Source organism: Jiangella sp. DSM 45060, assembly GCF_900105175.1.
In the GTDB taxonomy this organism is placed as follows: Bacteria; Actinomycetota; Actinomycetes; order Jiangellales; family Jiangellaceae; genus Jiangella.
Genome location: NZ_LT629771.1, coordinates 6700504 through 6718551, shown reverse-complemented (window position 1 = coordinate 6718551; position 18048 = coordinate 6700504). Strand labels below are relative to the sequence as shown.

The 18048-nt window shown below is 71.7% G+C and carries 12 protein-coding genes; 7 read left to right on the top strand and 5 right to left on the bottom strand.

Annotated elements, in window-relative coordinates; translation table 11 throughout:
• Window positions 1-153: 153 nt before the first annotated feature.
• Genes BLU82_RS30315 through BLU82_RS30305 form a run of 3 tightly spaced genes read left to right on the top strand, consistent with a single transcriptional unit; the run spans window position 154 to window position 2213 of the window.
• Window positions 154-1350, top strand: coding sequence for a cytochrome P450 (locus BLU82_RS30315; RefSeq protein ID WP_092624575.1), 1197 nt, complete (start codon window positions 154-156; stop codon window positions 1348-1350).
• Between the two features lie 42 nt (window positions 1351-1392).
• Complete coding sequence (locus tag BLU82_RS30310; RefSeq protein ID WP_092624574.1) at window positions 1393-1851, top strand: XRE family transcriptional regulator; 459 nt, start codon at window positions 1393-1395, stop codon at window positions 1849-1851.
• The gene (locus BLU82_RS30305; protein ID WP_197682572.1) at window positions 1848-2213 is read left to right on the top strand and encodes a DUF86 domain-containing protein; all 366 of its coding nucleotides are present in this window, start codon (window positions 1848-1850) and stop codon (window positions 2211-2213) included. The genes BLU82_RS30310 and BLU82_RS30305 overlap by 4 nt, the downstream gene beginning before the upstream one ends.
• 45 nt (window positions 2214-2258) lie before the next feature.
• On the opposite strand, the gene BLU82_RS30300 is transcribed toward BLU82_RS30305, so the two are convergent.
• The 5 genes from BLU82_RS30300 to BLU82_RS30280 all read right to left on the bottom strand — a co-directional run bounded on the left by BLU82_RS30300 (window position 2259) and on the right by BLU82_RS30280 (window position 12828).
• Window positions 2259-5354 carry a family 43 glycosylhydrolase gene (locus BLU82_RS30300; protein WP_092624572.1) on the bottom strand — a complete coding sequence of 1032 codons (3096 nt, stop codon included), beginning with the start codon at window positions 5352-5354 and terminating at the stop codon, window positions 2259-2261.
• Window positions 5355-5371: 17 nt separating this feature from the next.
• On the bottom strand, window positions 5372-10087 hold the full coding sequence (locus tag BLU82_RS30295; protein ID WP_197682571.1) for a discoidin domain-containing protein: 4716 nt from the start codon (window positions 10085-10087) through the stop codon (window positions 5372-5374).
• Window positions 10087-11100 (bottom strand): hypothetical protein, encoded by a 1014-nt coding sequence (locus BLU82_RS30290; protein WP_092624571.1) that lies wholly within the window; start codon window positions 11098-11100, stop codon window positions 10087-10089. The genes BLU82_RS30295 and BLU82_RS30290 overlap by 1 nt, the downstream gene beginning before the upstream one ends.
• 4 nt (window positions 11101-11104) lie before the next feature.
• On the bottom strand, window positions 11105-11722 hold the full coding sequence (locus BLU82_RS30285; protein WP_092624570.1) for a hypothetical protein: 618 nt from the start codon (window positions 11720-11722) through the stop codon (window positions 11105-11107).
• A gap of 80 nt (window positions 11723-11802) precedes the next feature.
• Window positions 11803-12828, bottom strand: a complete 1026-nt coding sequence (locus tag BLU82_RS30280; protein WP_092624569.1) for a LacI family DNA-binding transcriptional regulator — start codon at window positions 12826-12828, stop codon at window positions 11803-11805.
• A gap of 174 nt (window positions 12829-13002) precedes the next feature.
• Between BLU82_RS30280 and BLU82_RS30275 the strand changes: the two genes are divergently transcribed.
• From BLU82_RS30275 to BLU82_RS30260, 4 genes are all read left to right on the top strand, one after another.
• Window positions 13003-14313, top strand: coding sequence for a sugar ABC transporter substrate-binding protein (locus BLU82_RS30275; RefSeq protein WP_092624568.1), 1311 nt, complete (start codon window positions 13003-13005; stop codon window positions 14311-14313).
• Window positions 14314-14441: 128 nt separating this feature from the next.
• The gene (locus BLU82_RS30270) at window positions 14442-15287 is read left to right on the top strand and encodes a carbohydrate ABC transporter permease (RefSeq protein ID WP_092624567.1); all 846 of its coding nucleotides are present in this window, start codon (window positions 14442-14444) and stop codon (window positions 15285-15287) included.
• Between the two features lie 10 nt (window positions 15288-15297).
• Complete coding sequence (locus tag BLU82_RS30265; RefSeq protein ID WP_092624566.1) at window positions 15298-16122, top strand: carbohydrate ABC transporter permease; 825 nt, start codon at window positions 15298-15300, stop codon at window positions 16120-16122.
• Window positions 16119-18041, top strand: coding sequence for a glycoside hydrolase family 127 protein (locus BLU82_RS30260; protein ID WP_092624565.1), 1923 nt, complete (start codon window positions 16119-16121; stop codon window positions 18039-18041). Before BLU82_RS30265 ends, BLU82_RS30260 begins: the two co-directional genes overlap by 4 nt.
• Window positions 18042-18048: the final 7 nt, after the last annotated feature.

The following is an 18048-nucleotide window of genomic DNA, read 5'->3' as shown; positions in this document are numbered from 1 at the left end:
GCCCGCCGGCCGGTCCGCGAGACCGGCCGGCGGGGGCCATCCGCACCGGAGGGTGGGGGACGCCGGCACGGGTAGGCTGCGGGCGTCCGAGCGAGGAACGAGCGAGGCGGGCGGGGCCGGCATCCCCCACCCTCCAGCCGGAGGACGGCACCCGTGATCGACGACTTCAGGCCGATGGAGCTGTGGGAGCCCGAGACCCGGCGCGACCCGCACGCCTTCTACGCCCGCGTGCGCGCCGCCGGCACGCCGGTCCCGCAGTACGACCCGGCCGGCAACCGGTTCTGGATCGTCGCCCGGCACGCCGACGTGCTGGCCGGCCTGCAGCATCCGGACATCGGCCACGAGGTGCACAAGCACCAGGAGCCGGACCTGTCGCCGTCGCCGTACCCGCCCAGCGAGACCGAGCGCATCTCGTCACGGCAGCTCATCGCCCTGGACCCGCCCGACCACACCCGGCTGCGGCGGCTGGTCAGCACCGCGTTCACCGCCCGCACGGTGGCCCGGCTGGAGGACTGGATCGCCGGCGTCGCGGCCGAGCTCGTCGGGCACGTGCGCCGGCTGGGCCGGTTCGACGCCGTGACCGACCTCGCCGACCCGCTGCCCGTCAACGTCATCGCCCAGCTGGTCGGCGTGCCGGACGAGGATCGCGCCCGGTTCCGCGACTGGTCGGCGACCATCGTCTCCGCGTCCGACCACGACGGCTCGGCCACGTTGGCGTTCGCCGCGTACGTCGACGAGCTGGCCGCGCGGCGCCGGGCCGAACCGCGCGACGACCTGATCTCCGAGCTGGTCGCGCTGGAGACGCAGGGTGACGCCCTGGACCGCGACGAGCTGGTCGCGATGGTGCAGCTGCTGCTCATCGCCGGCCAGGAGACGACGGTCGACGTCATCGCGAACGCGCTGCGGCTGCTGCTCACGCATCCCGAGCAGTGGGACGACCTGCGCGCCGACCCGGCGCTGGCGAGTGCCGTCGTCGAGGAGACGTTGCGCTTCCGCGGGCCGGTCGAAATCGTGCCGCCGCGGTTCACGTTCCGCGAGCTGGACCTCGCCGGCGGGACGATCCCGGCGTTCGAGCGGGTCGGCCTGTCGCTGTGGGGCGCCAACCGCGACCCCGAGGTCTTCTCCGACCCGGACGTGTTCGACGTGCACCGCGCCGACGTCGCCGGGCACATCGCGTTCGGGTACGGGAGCCACTTCTGCCTGGGCGCCTCGCTGGGCCGACTGGAGGCCCGGCTCATGCTCGAGGCGGTCGCCCGCGAGCTGCCGGACCTGCGCCTGGCCGACGGCGCCCCCGACGACGTCCGCCTCCACCACGGCGGTGTGCTGCCTCTCCAGGTCGGACGCGCATAGCTCCACCTAGCTGTTGATAACATAGTTTGTTATCGTGATGGTGTGGCGACAGCATACGGTGACTTCGTCCGGACCCGTCGAGGGATCCTGCGACTCTCCCAGCGTGAGCTCGCCGAGCGGACGGGCGTGAAGCAGCCGCTCATCGCGGCGATCGAGAGCGGTCGGCGCCAGCCGTCGGACGCCGCTCGCGCCGCCTTGGACCAGGCCTTGGCGATCCGGCCATCGACGGCGTTGGCGGCTCGCCGCGAGCAGGTTCGAGAGCTGTTCGCCCGAGCCGGGCTGCCGCAGCCACGGGTCTTCGGTTCGGTGGCGCGCGGTGACGACGACCCGTCGTCGGATCTGGATCTGATCGTGGATTTCACCGACCGGCACGACATCGTCGATCTGCTCACGCTGGAGCACGATCTCGAGGAACTGCTGACCGTCGGCGTGGACGTCGTGGACGGGCGAGCGGACGGCCGGGTGACCGAGCATGCGCGCGCGGAGGCCGTCGGGCTGTGACAGCTGCCGAAGACGCGGCGTCCGAGCGAGTCGGCCGCCGGCTCCAGGATCTTGCCGGCATGGGCGCCGACGCGGCGTACACGGTGAGTCTGGGCATCGAGGCGTACCTGGACGACAGCCCGCGGGGTCGCGTCCTGCGCAACAACGGCCGGCACATCCTGATCCAGGTGGCCACCGTGGTCGAGAAGCTGCCGGACTCCTTCAAGGACCTCCACGACGACATCGAGTGGGTCGCGATCGCCCGCATGCGCAACCTGATCGCCCATCACTACGACAAGGTCGACGATCGTCTCGTGTTCTCCGCGCTCGCCGTCCGGATTCCGGAACTGATCCGGCGACTCGGCATCGAGGATGCGACATAGCATCGGGCCGGCCGCGAGGGACCGGCCGGCCCGATCGGTGGGACGTCAGCCGCACGTGGCGGCGTCGTACTCGGCCGTGACCTCGGTCGTCACCTCCTCACCGTCGACGGTGCCGGTGGCCTGGACGGTCAGCTCGCCGGCCGCGACCTCGGCCGCGCGCGTCGCGAACGACTGGTACGCGGCCCGGCCGGGTGCGACGTCGTCGACCGTGCGGGTGCCGTAGGGCGTCTCGATCCGGACGTCGACCGGTGCGGCGTGGTCGTTGGTCACGCGCACCGCGACGAACGCGTTCCGGCCGATGCAGCGGGTCTCGGCCTCGACGGTGACCGGGACCTCCGGCGCCACGCCCGGATCGTCCGCGAACACCCGCCACTCCGTCGCCGCGACCGCTGAGAACGTCGTGCCGTTGCCGTTCGCGGCCAGCGTCGCGCGCAGCCGGTCGGTGGTGACCGGCGCGAACGTGACGGTGTTGAACGCCGTCGTGCTGGTGCCGTAGCCGGACGGGTCCGCGACGTCGATCCAGGCGGCGCCGTCCCAGTACTGCAGCACCCACGAGTCCGGCGCGGCCACGCCGTCACCGGTGGCCGGCGGCTGGTCGCGCCAGAACTTGATCTCGGCGCCGGTGAGCCGGATCGGCCGCGACCACGTGTACTGGATCCACTGGCTGGCCGGCCGGGTGCCCGACCACGTGCCCCAGAGCTGCGCCTGGCTCGGGCTGGCCGGGTCGAGGCCGTCGTTGAGCGCGGTGACGGCGTTCCAGCCGGCCGTGTACGACGCGGTCGCGCTGCCGAGCGGGGCGACGTTGCCGGTCAGCGGCCCGGAGATGTCCGCCGCGATGACCGCCGACTTCGCCGTCTCGACGTTGCCCGCGGCATCGGTGGCCCGGAAGAACACCTGGTGCCGCTGCGCGTCCGGCGCCGCGACGGGGCCCGTGTAGGGCTGCCACGCCCCGCCCGCGCCGAGGGCGTACTCGATCCCGGCGACCCCGGACGTCGCGTCGGCCGCCGTGACCGTCACCATCCGGGCCGCCTCGTCGACGACGCCGGCGCTGACGGGCGCGGCGCGGTCGATGCGGACCGCGAGGCTCGCGTCGTCCGACGTGTTGCCGGCCCGGTCGGTGGCCCGCGCGACGACGGTGTGCTCGCCGTCGCCGGTCACGGCGACGTCGGTGTACCGCACGGGGCCCGCGGTCACGGGCGCGCCGTCGTCCACCGCCGACTCGATGCTCACGCGGCCGCCGCGGTCGTCGGCGCCGTCGATGCGCACCCGCACGTCGGACCGGAACCACCCGGCGCTGCCCGCGCTGCCGCTCGGCGTCAGCGTGACCACCGGCGGCGTCACGTCGCCCTCGGTGTCGCCCGGGTCGATCACGGTGACCTCCGCCGTCACCCGCCCGCCGGCGTAGCCGAGCACCGAGCCCTCGACGGTGAGCGTCCCCGGCGAGGCGACGTCCGACGGCGACAGCGCGTCCCAGAACGCCGGGATCCGCAGCGTCTCGCCGGACGACGGGAACGTCACCGGCACCGTGCCGGGCAGCTCGGTCTCGTCCACCTCGACCACGAGCGACGGCGGCGCGACGGACGCGGGCTGCTCGGCCAGCACCTTCCACTCCTCCACCGCGACGGCCGAGTACGTGCTGCCGTTGGTGGAGGCGTCGAACACCGCACGCACCTGCGTCGTCGTGACCGGGTCGAACGTGGTGTCCTGGAAGCCGTTCGTCGCGGTGCCGTACCCGCTGGGGTTCGGCACGTCGCGCCAGGCGCCGTCCCAGTACTGGATCCGCCACGCCGCCGGCGCCGCGACGCCGACGCCGGTGCCCTGCGGCTGGTCGTTCCAGAACTCGATCTGCGAGCCGGCCAGCCGCATCGGCCGGTCCCAGGTGTACTGCACCCACTGCTGGGGCGGGTTGTTGCCGGTCCAGGTGCCCCACATGTCCGGCGGTAGCGGGTTCGGCCGGACGATCTCGTCGTTGAGCGCCTTCACCCAGTACTGCGTCGGGACGGGCGTGTTCGACACCGTGACGGTGGCCTCCTGGGCCACGTTGGCCCGCGGCGTGACGTCCTCGACCTTCGGCGGCGTCGTCACGACCGGCTCGATCCGCGGCGGCGACTGGGTGTCGTCCCACTCGACGCGGTCGATCGCCACCGAGCGGCGGAAGTGGTTGCCGCCCACCGCGTCGGCCGTGTGGTAGGCCAGCCACCATTCGCCGTCGAACTCGACGATGCCGGGGTGGCTGGTCGTCGACGACACCGGCGGCAGGATCGTCCCGCGGTACGTCCACGGACCCTCCGGCGACGTGGCGGTGCCGTAGGCGATGCACGCGTGGTAGTTCGCCGGCGTGCAGGGCGACGTCGGTCCGGCGTTGTTGCCCGCGTAGACCAGGTAGTACGTGCCGTTCCGCTCGAAGATCCAGGCCGCCTCGAAGAAGCCGGTCAGCCCGGTGACGGTGCGCACCGAGCCGATCGGCGTCTTCATGTCCGGCGCGAGTTCCAGCATGCGCAGGTTGCCGAAGCTGCCCCAGTAGACGTAGACCCGCCCGTCGTCGACGAGGACGGTCGGGTCGATGTTGTGGATGGTGTTCGCCGTGGGCACCCGCTGCGAGATGATCGGCGCGCCGGCGTGGTCGGTCCACGGTCCCGTGGGGGTGTCAGACACCGCCACGCCGATACCGAACTTGTCACTGGCCGGGCTGGCCGCCTCGTTCACCGGGACGTACCAGTAGTAGCGGCCGTCGACGCCGCGCACGACCTGCCCGGCGTAGGCGCGGCCCGGCGTCGCCCAGCCGAACACCTGCTCCGGGCGCATGAGCGACGGGTGGTGGGTCCACTCGCCCGCATCGACGCCGGACGTCACGAACGCGCCCCACTCGTTCATGATGAAGTCGTTGCGGGTCGGGCCTGCCTCGTCGTGGCCGGTGTAGACGTAGAGCTGGTCGGCGCCGGTGTCGTTCCCCGGCGCACCGGCCGGGACGACCAGCGGCGCGGGGTCGGCGGAGTAGTAGCTGCCGTCGCCGAGGATCGGGTTCTCGGTGTTCGTGAACGTGACGGGGTCCGCGGCGGCCGCCGGCGCCGCCGGGCCGAGCAGCCCGGCGGCGACCGCGACGACGACGGCGAACGGCCCGCCGCGTCTGATGGTGGTCATGGGTCTCCTCTCCTGGACTACGACCCGCACGCGATCGCGGGGTAGTCGTCCACGAGCACGGACCTCCGCGAGCCGTCGGCGGTGGCGGCGGTGACCGTCACCTCGCCGGCCGGCAGGTCCGCCACCCGGGTGGCGAACATCTGGTACGCGGCGGCGCCCGGCTGGATGCCGTCCAGCGGCCGGTCGCCGTACGGCGTCGCCAGCGTGATGTCGAGCGGGACGGTGTCGTCGTTCGTCGCCCGCACGGCGATGAACGCGCGCCGCCCGAGGCAGCGCACCTCGGTCGTCACCGACACGTCCACCGGCGCGACGCCGTCGCCCACCGTCAGCGTGAGCGTCGTGGACGTGGTGCCCGCGTCGCTCACGTAGTCGGGCAGGATCAGGTCGCCCTCGATGACGTAGACGCCGGGGGTGTCCACCACGGACTCGTCGAAGTCCCAGTCGACGCCGATCGCCTGGTTGTCCCGCGAGCCGTCGTTGTACGACACCTCGACGCGGGTCGGCAGGTGCGGCTGCTCGCCCACGGCGACGGACTGCTCGAACTGCTGGGCGCCCTGGATCGAGATGCCGCCCGGCGAGTTCTCCGGCCGCACGTAGATGCGCGCCTCGGCGATCAGGCCGTACGTCGTGTTCGTGCCGTAGACGACGAACGGCTCGACGTTGGTCTCGTCGACCATGTCCGACGTGATCGGCTGCCAGGTGAACGGCAGCGTGCCGCGCGGTCCGCTGGTGTACTCGACGTCCAGCTCCGCAGGCAGCTCCGGCACCTCGCCGACCACCGTGCGCATGATGACCGGGCTGGCCACCTGGCTGACGGTGTCGCCGTTGACCCGCCACCGCAGCACGCCCGTCCCGGCGCCGCTGCCCTGCACCCCGAAGATGCGGATGCGCAGGTGACTGGTGGTCACCGGCTCGAAGTCGAGGTGGTTGTAGGCATTGCGGGTGAGCGCACCGGCGTAGGTGGAGTCGCCGGTCAGCGTGACGGGCGTCCACGTCTGGCCGTCCGCCGACTGCTCGACGACGTAGGTGTCGGCCCGCGGCATGCGGGTGCCGCCGTTGTCGTCGTACCAGTAGATGTCGGTCGAGCCGATCAGCACGGGCGAGTCCCAGGAGTACTGGATCCAGGCCGCCGTGGCCGGCGACGTGCCGTTGTTCGGCTGGCCCCACGAGCCCCAGCCGTTCCCGGCGCCGGGGTTGGAGCTGGCCGGCGTGGTCGCCTCGTTGACCCGCAGCGGGTTCTCCCACGGCGCGCTGCCGCTGGTGGTGATGCCGGCCAGCGCGCCGAACTCGGCCGACGACGCCTTCTCCGTCAGCTCCACCTCGACGTCGCGCTGCGTCGTCAGCTCGCCGTCCGACGCCGTCAGCCGGAACACGTAGGTCCCCGCGACGGTGCCGGTGACCTGCGTGGTCAGCGCGTTCGGCGCGGCGAAGATGACGCCCGCACCGTCCGGTGTGGACACCGCCGACCAGCCGTAGGTCAGCTCGCCGGTGTCGGGGATGCCGTCGTCGATGACCGTGCCGGCCAGCGTCGTGGACAGGTTGCCGTCGCGGGACCGGTCGACGGTGACCGTCACCGCCGGCGGATCGTTGACGACGTCGGGCACCTCGCGCCCGGACTCGAAGATCTGGATCTCCGAGATCGCGGTGAAGAACGACGGCGTGTTGGTGAACGCCACCCGCACCCGGTCGGTCGTGACGGCGTCGAAAAGCGCCTCGTTGAACTTGGCGCCGGGGATCTTCGGCGACTTGAACGTGTCGGGCAGGGCGACCCAGCCGCCGGAGCCGTCCGGCACCTGGATGGTGTACCGCTGCGGCTCGCGGTAGCCGCCGGTCTGGCGATCGCTGACGAACCACACCTTGACGTTGTCGAACCGCACCGGCTCGCCGAGGTCCAGCTCGACGTAGCCGCCGGGCTCGGTGGTGCCGTGGTTGCCCCAGTACGGCTCGTTGACGGTGCTGCCGTCGATCACGGCGGACAGCGACACGGGCCGCTCGGTGGTGCTGATGGCGCCCGGCGTGTAGTTCATCGAGCCGGTGCTCCAGCCGGGCGTGTGGAACTGCCGCCACGGCGTCGGACGGGCGCCCTGCTGCGTGAACGACGACGACAGCTCGGCGCCGGCGGCCAGGTTCGGCGCGTCCTCACCGAGGTCGATGCCGGCCGTGCGCAGGTACGACGCGACCCGCTCGTCGTCGATCGCGGTGTCGACGGCGGACGGCAGCGCACTGCCCGCGGCGGCGACGACGCTGACGTTCAGGCCCTCGTCGGCCTCGACGACCTCGTTGGTGTTCGGGTCGTAGACGAACCGGCCGAGCGCGTCGGCGGTGACCTTCTTCTCCCCGTCGACGAACAGGCTGTACCCCGCGCCCAGGCCGTACTCGGAGCCGTCGGCGTCCCAGACGATCGTGACGTCCTTGCCGTGGTAGCGCAGGTTGTTCACCATGAAGTGGTCGTAGCCGAGGTCGACCGGCCACAGCTCGATCACGTCGTCGGAGCGCGGCTGGATGCCGCCCATGTCCTCGACGTAGATGTAGTTCATGTTGCCGAGCATCACGTGGTTCGGGTTGTTGCGGTTGTAGGTGCGCGTCGCCGGGTTCCAGTTCGAGTAGTACTCGGCCTGGTTGGCCACCCGCACGTCACCGCCGGGGTAGATGCTCCACGCCATCCAGTCCAGCAGCCGTGCGGCGTACTCCGGCGTGACGTACTTCTGCTCCGGGTCGTAGTGCCGCAACGCCGACCGGACCGCCCGGTACTGCACGGTGAAGTTGATGTTGGAGAAGTTGTTCGAGCCGCCGATCCCGAACTTCGACCGGTCGAACTGGTTCGCCGTGTAGAACGGGAAGATCGGGAAGTTGTCGCCGTAGCGCAGGAACCGGAAGCCGTCGACGTAGTCCTCGTAGTCCTCGAACGGGATGAGGTTCTGCGCGTACACGTCGTAGAGGTTCGACTCCTTCGCCGGGATGAGGTCGCGCTCCGCCTCGGTCAGCGGGTTCTGGCTGCCGCCCGAGCGGGCGCCGTGCGAGGTGCCGGCGAGGAACATCCGCATCTCCTCGCTCCACAGCCGGCCGAGGATCGACTCGCGGATCCGGTCGGCCTCCGCGCCCATCTCCGTCACCTTCGCCGGGTCGGCGCCGGCCAGCTCGTACAGCTGCCGCGCCGCGTCGAACGCACCCCAGACATACGCCGACTCGGGCCGCTCGATGGTCCGCGCGCCCGGCGCCCCGGCGTTCGTCTTCGGGTAGCCGAAGCTGATCGCGTCGGCGTCGTTGCCCGGCATGAAGTTGGTGTCGTACGCGATCAGCCCGTCGTCGTTGCCGTCGTAGTGCTCCAGCTGGCCGACGCCGTCACCCTCGAAGTAGCGGGCGAACCGCTCCGCCACCGCCGCGCCGCCGCCGTGGACGTTGTACGCCTCCAGTCCGGCGGTGCCGAGGTACTGCGAGTAGTGGTTGTTCCAGCTGGTGTGGCCGGGGCTGTCGAGGAACGCCGACGACCCGGACAGCTCGCCGATGTTCATGATCTGCCCGTAGGCGAGGTACGGGTTGCGGATCCACTTGGTGTCCTGCAGGTGCATCGGCTGGGTCAGCGCGACGGCGTTCTGGTACAGGTTCACGCCCTCGATCGTGGTCGGGTACTGGTAGACGTAACCCGGCTCGTTCGCGTCGAGGCTGTTGTAGCGCTCGCCCCACCAGCGGTAGACGATCGCCTTCTCGACCGCCGCGTTCGGCACGTCGATGTAGGGGATGTCGGCCGCCCAGCGCCGGTTGAACTCGGTGATCGCCGTACGGGTGGCGTCGGACGGCGCCAGCTCGGCGTACTCCTGGAAGCCGGCCGCCGAGTCGGGCATGCCGGCGGAGTAGAGCACCCCGACGACGGACAGGTCGACCGACCCGCCCGCGGGCACGGTGATCTCGCGGTCGAGGGTCGTGCCGTTTCGCGTGAAACCAGCGGCCTTGAGGCCCACCGTCACCCGCGACCACGGGGTGTCGATGAGGCCGTTGTTGGCGCCGCTGGTGAGCGTCCGGGTGCCGGTCAGCTCGTCGGCCGCGTCCGTCGACGTGGTCGCGAGCGGCGCGGCGGCGCGGACGGTGAACGTGACGGCCTCGGCGCCCGGGTTGCGGAACGTGAGCGCGGTGACCGCGACATTGTCGTAGGTGATCGCCTTGGTCTGCTCGGCCACCACGCCGGTCGTGCCGATGGTGTACCGGCCGCTCGCGTGGCTGGGTGCGTTGAACCGCTCGGCGCCCACCTCGGCCACGGTTTGACCGGGCACCGTGACGGTGTAGAAGTTGCCCAGGTTGTTCGGGCCGCCGGCGTACGCGCTGCCGGCGAAGCCCATGACGCCGAAGTTGCTGCCGCCGCGCAGGTACAGCGTGCGGCCACGGGTCTGCAGGACGTTGTTGCCGCTGGTCCCGCGGACGCCGAGGATGCGGTCGAGGTAGTAGTCGGTGCCGCCTGCGGCGAGGTCCTTCTCGAAGATCGACTGGTGCATGTTCCCAGCGGTGTAGGGCACACCCGGCTCGAGCGCGGCCTCCACCTGGTCGGCGTTGACGAACGTGGGGTCACCGATGTCCATCGTGTCGGTCAGCCCGTCGGTGTAGAGGCCGACGTCGCTCTCGTTGCCCGGCAACACGTGCGTGTCCGCGTACGCGGCGCCGGGTAACAGCAGCAGGCTGCCGCAGGCCATCGCGCCGCTGGTCGCGGTCGCGAGGACTCGTCTGAAGGTAGGTCCCGACATCACCATGTCCTCTCCATCGGGGATCTGGGTGGATCTGGGTTCTGAGCGTGAGCTGTGTGGGTCGTGTGCCGGCGGGCCTCGGCGGCGCCCTCGGCCCGGGCCTGGGCGAGCAGCCGCCGCAGCCGGTCCCGTCGCCGTCGCAGCAGCCGCCGCACGACCAGCACGAGGAGCACGAGCACCAGCAGGAACAGCAGCTGCGCCAGCGGCAGCGCCCACGCGGTCGCCGTCAGCGTCACCGCCGGCGGCGCCGCGACCGCCGCGCCGTCGCGCAGCCGCGGCTCGACGGTGAGCTCGGTCGTCACGCGCCCGGCCGGCCAGACGTCGGGCACCCGGACCGACCGCTGGACGCGGCCGCCGGGCAGCAGTTCGCGCGGCTCGCCCCCGTCGGCGCCGGCGGCGCTCGCCGCGGCCGCGAGGCCGACGGTGCCGGTGTTGACCGCCTCGTAGTGCACCACCAGGTCGCCGGGTGCGAACGGGTTCCACGACGGCTCGTACGAGACGCCGGTGACCTGGGCGTCCAGCCCGGCCACCGCCTCGCCCGCGACCGTGAGGTTCACCCGCACGCCGACCCGGCTCTCGACCGCCACCTCCGACCCGGCGGACCGGATCGACGCCGCGATGCCGGCCGGGTGATCGCCCGGCTCGGCGGTCTCCGGCACGGCGATCTGCACCGGCACGACGACCGTCTCGCCGGCCCCGACCACGGCCTGCTCCGGCACGCCGAGCCACGCGCCGCCGTCGACGGGAGGCGTGCCCGACGGCAGCATGTCGAAGCTGCCGCGCTCGGTCAGGTAGCCGTCGTTCGCGCTGATCGAGAACGTCACGGGCGCCGCCGAGTGGTTCGTCACCGCCACGTGCTCGAGGGACTCCTGGCCCGGCTCGAGCACGGCATCGATGACCCGGCGCCCGTCCGGTCCGGACGCGTCCGCGGGCGCCACCGACCACGTGATCGGCGCGTCGGCGGGCGTGCCCGCGGCGATCGCCACGAGCACCGCACCGAGGAGGCCGATCATGCGATCACTGGTCGAACAGCGACAGGGTCAGCACCGAGTGGTACTCGCCCGGCTCGACGTCCACCGGTGTGCGCAGCGCCAGCTCGGCGGTGACGTCCCAGCTGCCGGTCTCGTCCTCCGCGCTGAACGTCGAGACCAGCAGCTCCTGCCCGACGAGGCCGACGGCGGGCGCGCCGCTGCCGTCCGGGATGACGCTGGAGACCGGCTCGCCCTCGGCGACGTTGCCGGTCGGCGACGGCGTCAGCAGCTCCGGCCGCCAGCCGAGGTGATCGGCGCCGATGGTGTGCTCACCGCCGGTGAAGTCGCCGGCCTGGCCCACGACCGCCCAGAACGCGCCGTCCGGGATCTCGTCGGGGGTGCGGGTGTCGCTCACCGTCACGGTCGGGAGGGTGCCGGTGAACTGGCGGGCGTCCTCGTCCGAGCCGTCCTCCGTCAGGACGACGCCGTCGTTCGGCGCGACCGTGAGGGTGAGCTGGCCGGGCGGCGTCAGGTCGTCGATGACGACCGACAGGTCGACGCCCTCCTCCTCGTCGGCCACGGCCGTGGCCGAACCGGCGAGCCCCAGCGCCACCAGGCCGAGCGCGGCCAGGACCAGGCGGGGTCTGACGTGTCGTGTGCTCATGTCGAACCTCTCCGTCGTTGGAGCGTTGTTAGCGTTAACACCTCCGCCGCGCGGAGGCACGGGACGGGCGCCTCACGAGGTCACCCAGGGACGGTCGAGCCGCGGATCACCACGCGGGTGTCCAACGCCTCGACCCCGGACCGCGGCTCGCCGTCGATGGCGGCGAACAGACGCTGCGCCGCCACCCGTCCGAGCCGTTCGAAGTTCATGTCGACGCTGGTCAGATCGGGGCGTGCGCCACTGGTGAAGATCTCCCAGTTGTCGAAGCCCATGACCGCGACGTCGTCGGGCACGACGCGGCCGTGTTCCCGCAGCGCGTCCATGACCCCGCGGGCCACCTGGTCGCTGCCGCAGAGGATGGCATCGAGCTCGGGGTGCCGGTCGAGCAGCATGGACGCCGCGGCGCGGCCCCAGCTCTCCGTCCAGGACCCGAACCGGACCTCGCCGACGAGCTCGAGGCCGTGACCGGCGAGCGCGGCGAGCGCACCCGCGGCGCGCTCCTGCGAGGCGCCGTAGGTGGGATCGCCGGTGATGTGGGCGATGCGGGTGCGCCCGGTGGAGACGAGATGGTCGACCGCGCCGCGGCCGGCGCCGACGTTGTCGACCACGATGGACAGGTCGTCGGGGTCCTCCGACGGCGCGTAGGCATAGACGACCGGGACCGGCAGCTCGCGGCCCAGCGACTGCCGCGGGTCGGTGCGGCTGCCGACCACGATGAGGCCGTCGACCCGGCGGCTGAGCAGCGCCTGCACGTGGTGCTTCTCGCGGATGGCGTCGCCGCGGGCGTCGCACAGGAAGACCGCGACGCTGTCGGCGCCGAACGCGTCCTCGGCGCCCATGAGGATCGGGATGGAGAACCGGCCCTCGAGGTCGTTCGTGAGCAGTCCGACCGTGCCGGTGCGGTCGGCCAGCAAGCTGCGGGCCAGCTCGTTCGGCGAGAACGAGAGCTGCTCGGCCGCCTCGACGACGCGCGCGCGGGTCTCGGCGCGCACCTGCTTGCGACCGTTGAGCGCCTTGGACGCGGTGGCGACCGACACCCCGGCCAGGCGGGCGACGTCGTTCAGCGTCACCTTGCGCGAGGCCGGCGACGGCGCGGCGTTGTTCATGCGGTGGACTGTACCCGAGCCCTCCGAAAACGGGTAGACCGGTTTTCGTGGGCGTCGGCCACCCACGTCGACGATTGAAGAATTACCACGCCGTAGAGGGTTGACGCCGCCCAACCGACCTCCTACCGTCGCAGAAAACCTTTTCGGCTACTTTCGTTCTCCGGGGAGACGGCGATGCGACGTAGTACCAGGACACGGGCGACGACGGCCGTGACCGCTGCTGTGCTGGCGCTCGTGATGAGCGCCTGCGGCGGTGGTGACGACGACACCGACACCGCGGACGGCGGCGGCGACTCCTCGCCGGAATCGCTGGCCGACGGGGTCGACGACGGCAGCACCATCACGATGTGGACCAGGGCGGCCACCGAGGCGCAGTCCCAGCGCCTGGTCGACGCCTACAACGCCAGCCACGAGAACCAGGTCGAGCTGACCGTCATCCCCACCGACGACTACCTGCCGCGGGTCGGCACGGCCGCCGGCGCCGGCGAGCTGCCCGACGTGCTCAGCCTCGACGTCGTCTTCGTGCCGCAGTTCACCACCGCCGGCGCGTACCTCGACATCACCGACCGCATCGACGCGCTGCCGTTCGCCGACGACCTCGCGCAGTCGCACATCGAGGTCGGCACGCTCGACGGCGCGAAGTACGTCGTGCCGCACACCATGGACCTGTCGGTGCTCTTCTACAACAAGAATCTCTACGAGCAGGCCGGGCTCGACCCCGAGGCGCCGCCCACCACCATGCAGGAGTTCGCCGAGCACGCCCGCGCGATCGACGCGCTCGGCGGCGACGTCAGCGGCACGTTCTTCGGCGGCAACTGCGGCGGCTGCTACGTGTTCACGTGGTGGCCGAGCATCTGGGCGTCCGGCGCCGACGTCATGAACGAGGACGGCACCGAGTCGTTCCTGGCAGAGCCCGAGGCGCAGGCCGTCTACGACGTCTGGAAGGGCCTGGTCGACGACGACATCGTCGCGGCCGGCACCCAGGACGAGGCCGGCCCGACGTGGACCGGCGTCTTCCCCGAGGGCAACATCGGCGTGATGCCGATGCCGTCCACCACGCTCGGCCTCATGCCCGACACCTTCGAGACCGGCGTCGCGCCGATCCCGGGCGTCGACGGTGGCGAGTCGACGTTCGTCGGCGGCGACGCCGTCGGCATCTCCAGCAACAGCGAGGTCCCGGACGCGGCCTGGAACTTCATCGCCTGGACGCTCGGCGACGAGGCGCAGGTCGAGGTGCTGGCGCAGAACCGCGACGTGGTCGCCCGCACCGACCTCGCGTCGAACGAGTACTCCGACCAGGACCCGCGGCTGGTGACCATCAACGAGGTCGCCGGCGTCGGCCGCACGCCGTACTCCATGCGCTTCGGCGAGACCTTCAACGACCCGCAGGGCCCGTGGCTGCCGCTCGTGCGCAACTACGTGTTCGGCGACGGCTCGACCCTGGAGCAGGACAACGAGGCGGTCGACGCGTCGCTGCAGAGCTGACCGCCCGCCCCGTCAGAGGAAGGACCCGACGCTTGGCCAGCCCAGTCCTGCGCGAGCCTGCGGCTCCGCCGGCGCACCAGACCCCCAGCTCCCGGGCCTGGTGGCGCACCCGGACGTTCCAAGGAGCGATGTACGCCGCGCCCGCCGCGATCTTCGTGCTGCTGCTGTTCGTGCTCCCGCTGCTGCTGGTGGGCCAGATGTCGGCCAGCGAATGGCCGCTGCTCAAGGGCGGCCAGGGCCTGAACCTGCCGGACAACTACACCGGCATCGCCGACGACCGCCTGTTCTGGCCGGCGGTCGGGTTCACGCTGAAGTACACCGTCATCGTCGTGGTGGTGCTGCTGGTCCTCTCGATGGGGATGGCGTTGCTGGTGCAGGAGCGCCGTCGCGGCGTCGGGCTGCTGCGCACCGCCTACTTCCTGCCCGTCTCGCTCGGCCTGGCGTCGGCGTCGCTGCTGTTCTGGGGGTTCTACAGCCCGCAGATCGGGCCGATCGACCCGTTCCTGCAGTGGCTGGGCGTCACCGACGAGCCGATCCGCTGGATCGGGACGCCGAACATGGCGCTGTTCTCGTCGATCATCCTCGTGGTCTGGAAGTTCGCCGGGTTCTTCATGCTCATCCTCATGGTCGGGCTGCAGTCGATCCCGACCGAGGTGTACGAGGCGGCCCGCGTCGACGGCGCCGGCAAGGTGCAGTCGTTCCTCCGCATCACGCTGCCGCTGCTGCGCCCGTCGATCGCGCTGTGCCTGATCATCTCGGTCACCGGGTCGCTGCTGGCGTTCGACCAGTTCTTCATCCTGACCAACGGCGGTCCGGACAACTCCACCACGACCGTGGTGATGATGATCTACCGGGAGGCGTTCCGCCGGTTCGACCTCGGCTCGGCGGCCGCGCTGTCCGTCGTCGTGCTGCTGGTGCTCCTGGTCATCAACATCGCCCAGTTCCGCTACCTGCGCCGCGGCGCGGACGACTGAGGGGCGAGCGATGAGACTGCAGCAAGCCATCGGCCGCACGTCGTTCTGGGTGTTCGGCGGCGGGTTGGCGATCATGTTCCTCGTCCCGCTGATCTGGACCGCCGTCGCGTCGGTGTCGCCGCACGGCGCGACGGCTCAGCAGGACGGCTACGGCTTCAACAACTACCGGACGCTGACGGAGTACGACGCCGGGCTGCCGACGTACCTGTGGAACAGCGCGTACGTCTCGATCCTGACGGTCGTGTTCACGCTCGGGCTGTCGCTACTGGGCGGCTACGCGTTCGCCCGGTTCCGCTTCCCCGGCCGCGACGCGCTGTTCCTGCTGATCATCGCGATCCTCATGGTTCCCTACGCGACGCTGCTGGTGCCGCTGTGGGTGCTGATGGGCGAGATCGGGCTGCGGAACTCGCTGACCGGCCTGGCGCTGGTGCTGACCCTGTACCAGTTGCCGTTCTCGATGTTCATGATGCGCATCTCGTTCGAGGCGGTCCCCCGCGAGATCGAGGAGTCTGCGCTGGTCGACGGCTGCGGCACGTTCGGTGTGCTGCGCCGGGTGCTGGTGTTCGCGGTCTGGCCCGGGATGATCACCGTCGGCCTGTTCGCGTTCCTGCACGCCTGGAACGACTTCATCGCTCCGCTGTTCATGATCAACGACAGCTCCCGCTACCCGTTGTCGCTGGCCATCGCCACTCTGCGGCAGCAGACCATGGGCGCCGTCGACTTCGGCGCCACCCAGGCCGGCGTCGTGATCATGGCGCTGCCCTGCCTGCTCCTGTTCGTGCTCCTGCAACGGCATTACGTGCGCGGCTTCATGTCCGGAGCACTGAAGGGATGACCATCGTGCCCGACGATCTGACCGGCCGGCCCGTGGTGCCGAGCACTGGGCGGCTGCGCCCACTCGGCCTGCGCGAGGTGCGCATCACCGGGGGCTTCTGGGGGCGGCGGCAGTCCGTGAACGCCGCGGCCACACTCGAGCACAACCTGAGCTGGGAGCGGCGGGTCGGCTGGATCGACAACTTCGCCGCCGTCGTCGAGGGCCGGGTGGGCCGCGACCGCCGCGGCCGCGAGTTCTCCGACTCCGACGTGTACAAGCTGATCGAGGGCATGACCTGGGAGGTCGCCCGCACCGGCGACGAATTCGCCGCGGCGTCCATCGAGGAGCTGGCCAAGGTGATCGAGCGGGCCCAGGAGCCCGACGGCTACCTCAACACCGCGTTCGGCCATGCCGGCCAGGGCGAGCGGTACTCCGACCTCGAGTGGGGCCATGAGCTGTACTGCTACGGGCACCTCATCCAGGCCGGCGTCGCCCTGCTGCGCACCGGCGTGGGCGGCCCGCTGGCCGACGTCGCCGTGCGGGCCGCCGACCACGTCTGCCGGACCTTCGGGCCCGACGGCAACCAGGGCGTCTGCGGGCACCCGGTGGTCGAGATGGCGCTGGTCGAGCTGTACCGCGCGACCGGCGAGCGGCGCTACCTCGACCAGGCGGCCCTGTTCGTCTCGCGCCGCGGGCACGGGGTGCTGGCCGACGTGGAGTTCGGCCGCGGCTACTTCCAGGACGACGTGCCGGTGCGCGACGCCGACGCGTTCCACGGGCACGCCGTCCGGGCGCTCTACCTCGCCTCCGGCGCCGTCGACGTGGCGGTCGAGACCGGTGACGCCTCACTCCTGGCCGCGATCGAGCGGCAGTGGGCGGCGACGGTCGCGCGGCGCACGTACGTCACCGGCGGCATGGGTGCGCGGCACATGGACGAGGCGTTCGGCGACGACTTCGTGCTGCCGCCGGACCGCGCGTACTCCGAGACCTGCGCCGCGGTGGCATCGGTGCAGCTGGCGTGGCGGCTGCTGCTCGCGACGGGTTCGCCGCGGTACGCCGACCTCGCCGAGCGCACGCTGTACAACGTCATCGCCACCTCGCCGGCCGACGACGGCCGCTCCTTCTTCTACGTCAACACGCTGCACCGGCGCCGGATCGGCGGGCTGCCGTCGGCGGATCATCAGCACCCGCGCGCGGAGTCCGGCGTCCGGGCGCCCTGGTTCGACGTGTCGTGCTGCCCGAACAACCTCGCCCGCACGTTCGCCAGCCTCGCCGCTTACCTCGTCACCGCCGACGACGACGGCCTGCAGGTGCACCAGTACGCCGACGCCTCGGTGTCGACGCGGCTGACCGACGGACGGCCGGCCGGGTTCGTCATGTCCACCGGCTACCCGTCCGACGGCGCCGTCGTGCTGCGGGTGACGGAGACGTCGCCGGCGCCGTGGACGCTGTCGGTGCGGGTGCCCGCGTGGGCCGCGGACGGCGCGGTGCTGGTCTCGCCGGACGGCACGCGGCGGCCGGTCGGGCCCGGGTTCGCGTCGGTGACCGCGCCGTTCGCCGTCGGCGACGAGGTGCGGCTGGAGCTGCCGATGCGGCCGCGGTGGGTCCGGGCCGACCCGCGGATCGACGCGCTGCGCGGCACCGTCGCCGTCGAACGCGGCCCGCTCGTCCTGTGCGCGGAGTCCACGGACCTCCCCGCCGGCCGCGACGTCGACGCCGTCCGGGTGGACGTCGACGCGCCTCTGACCACGGACGACGACGGCGCGGTGCTCGCGTCCGGCGCGCTCACCGACCCCGGCGACCACGACTGGCCGTACGCCCCCGACGCCGGCGCCGATGCCTCCGCGTCGCCGGCCCGGATCAGGCTGGTGCCCTACCACTCCTGGGCCTCCCGCGGCCCGTCCACCATGCGGGTCTGGCTGCCGGTCGCCGAGCCCTAGAGTCAGA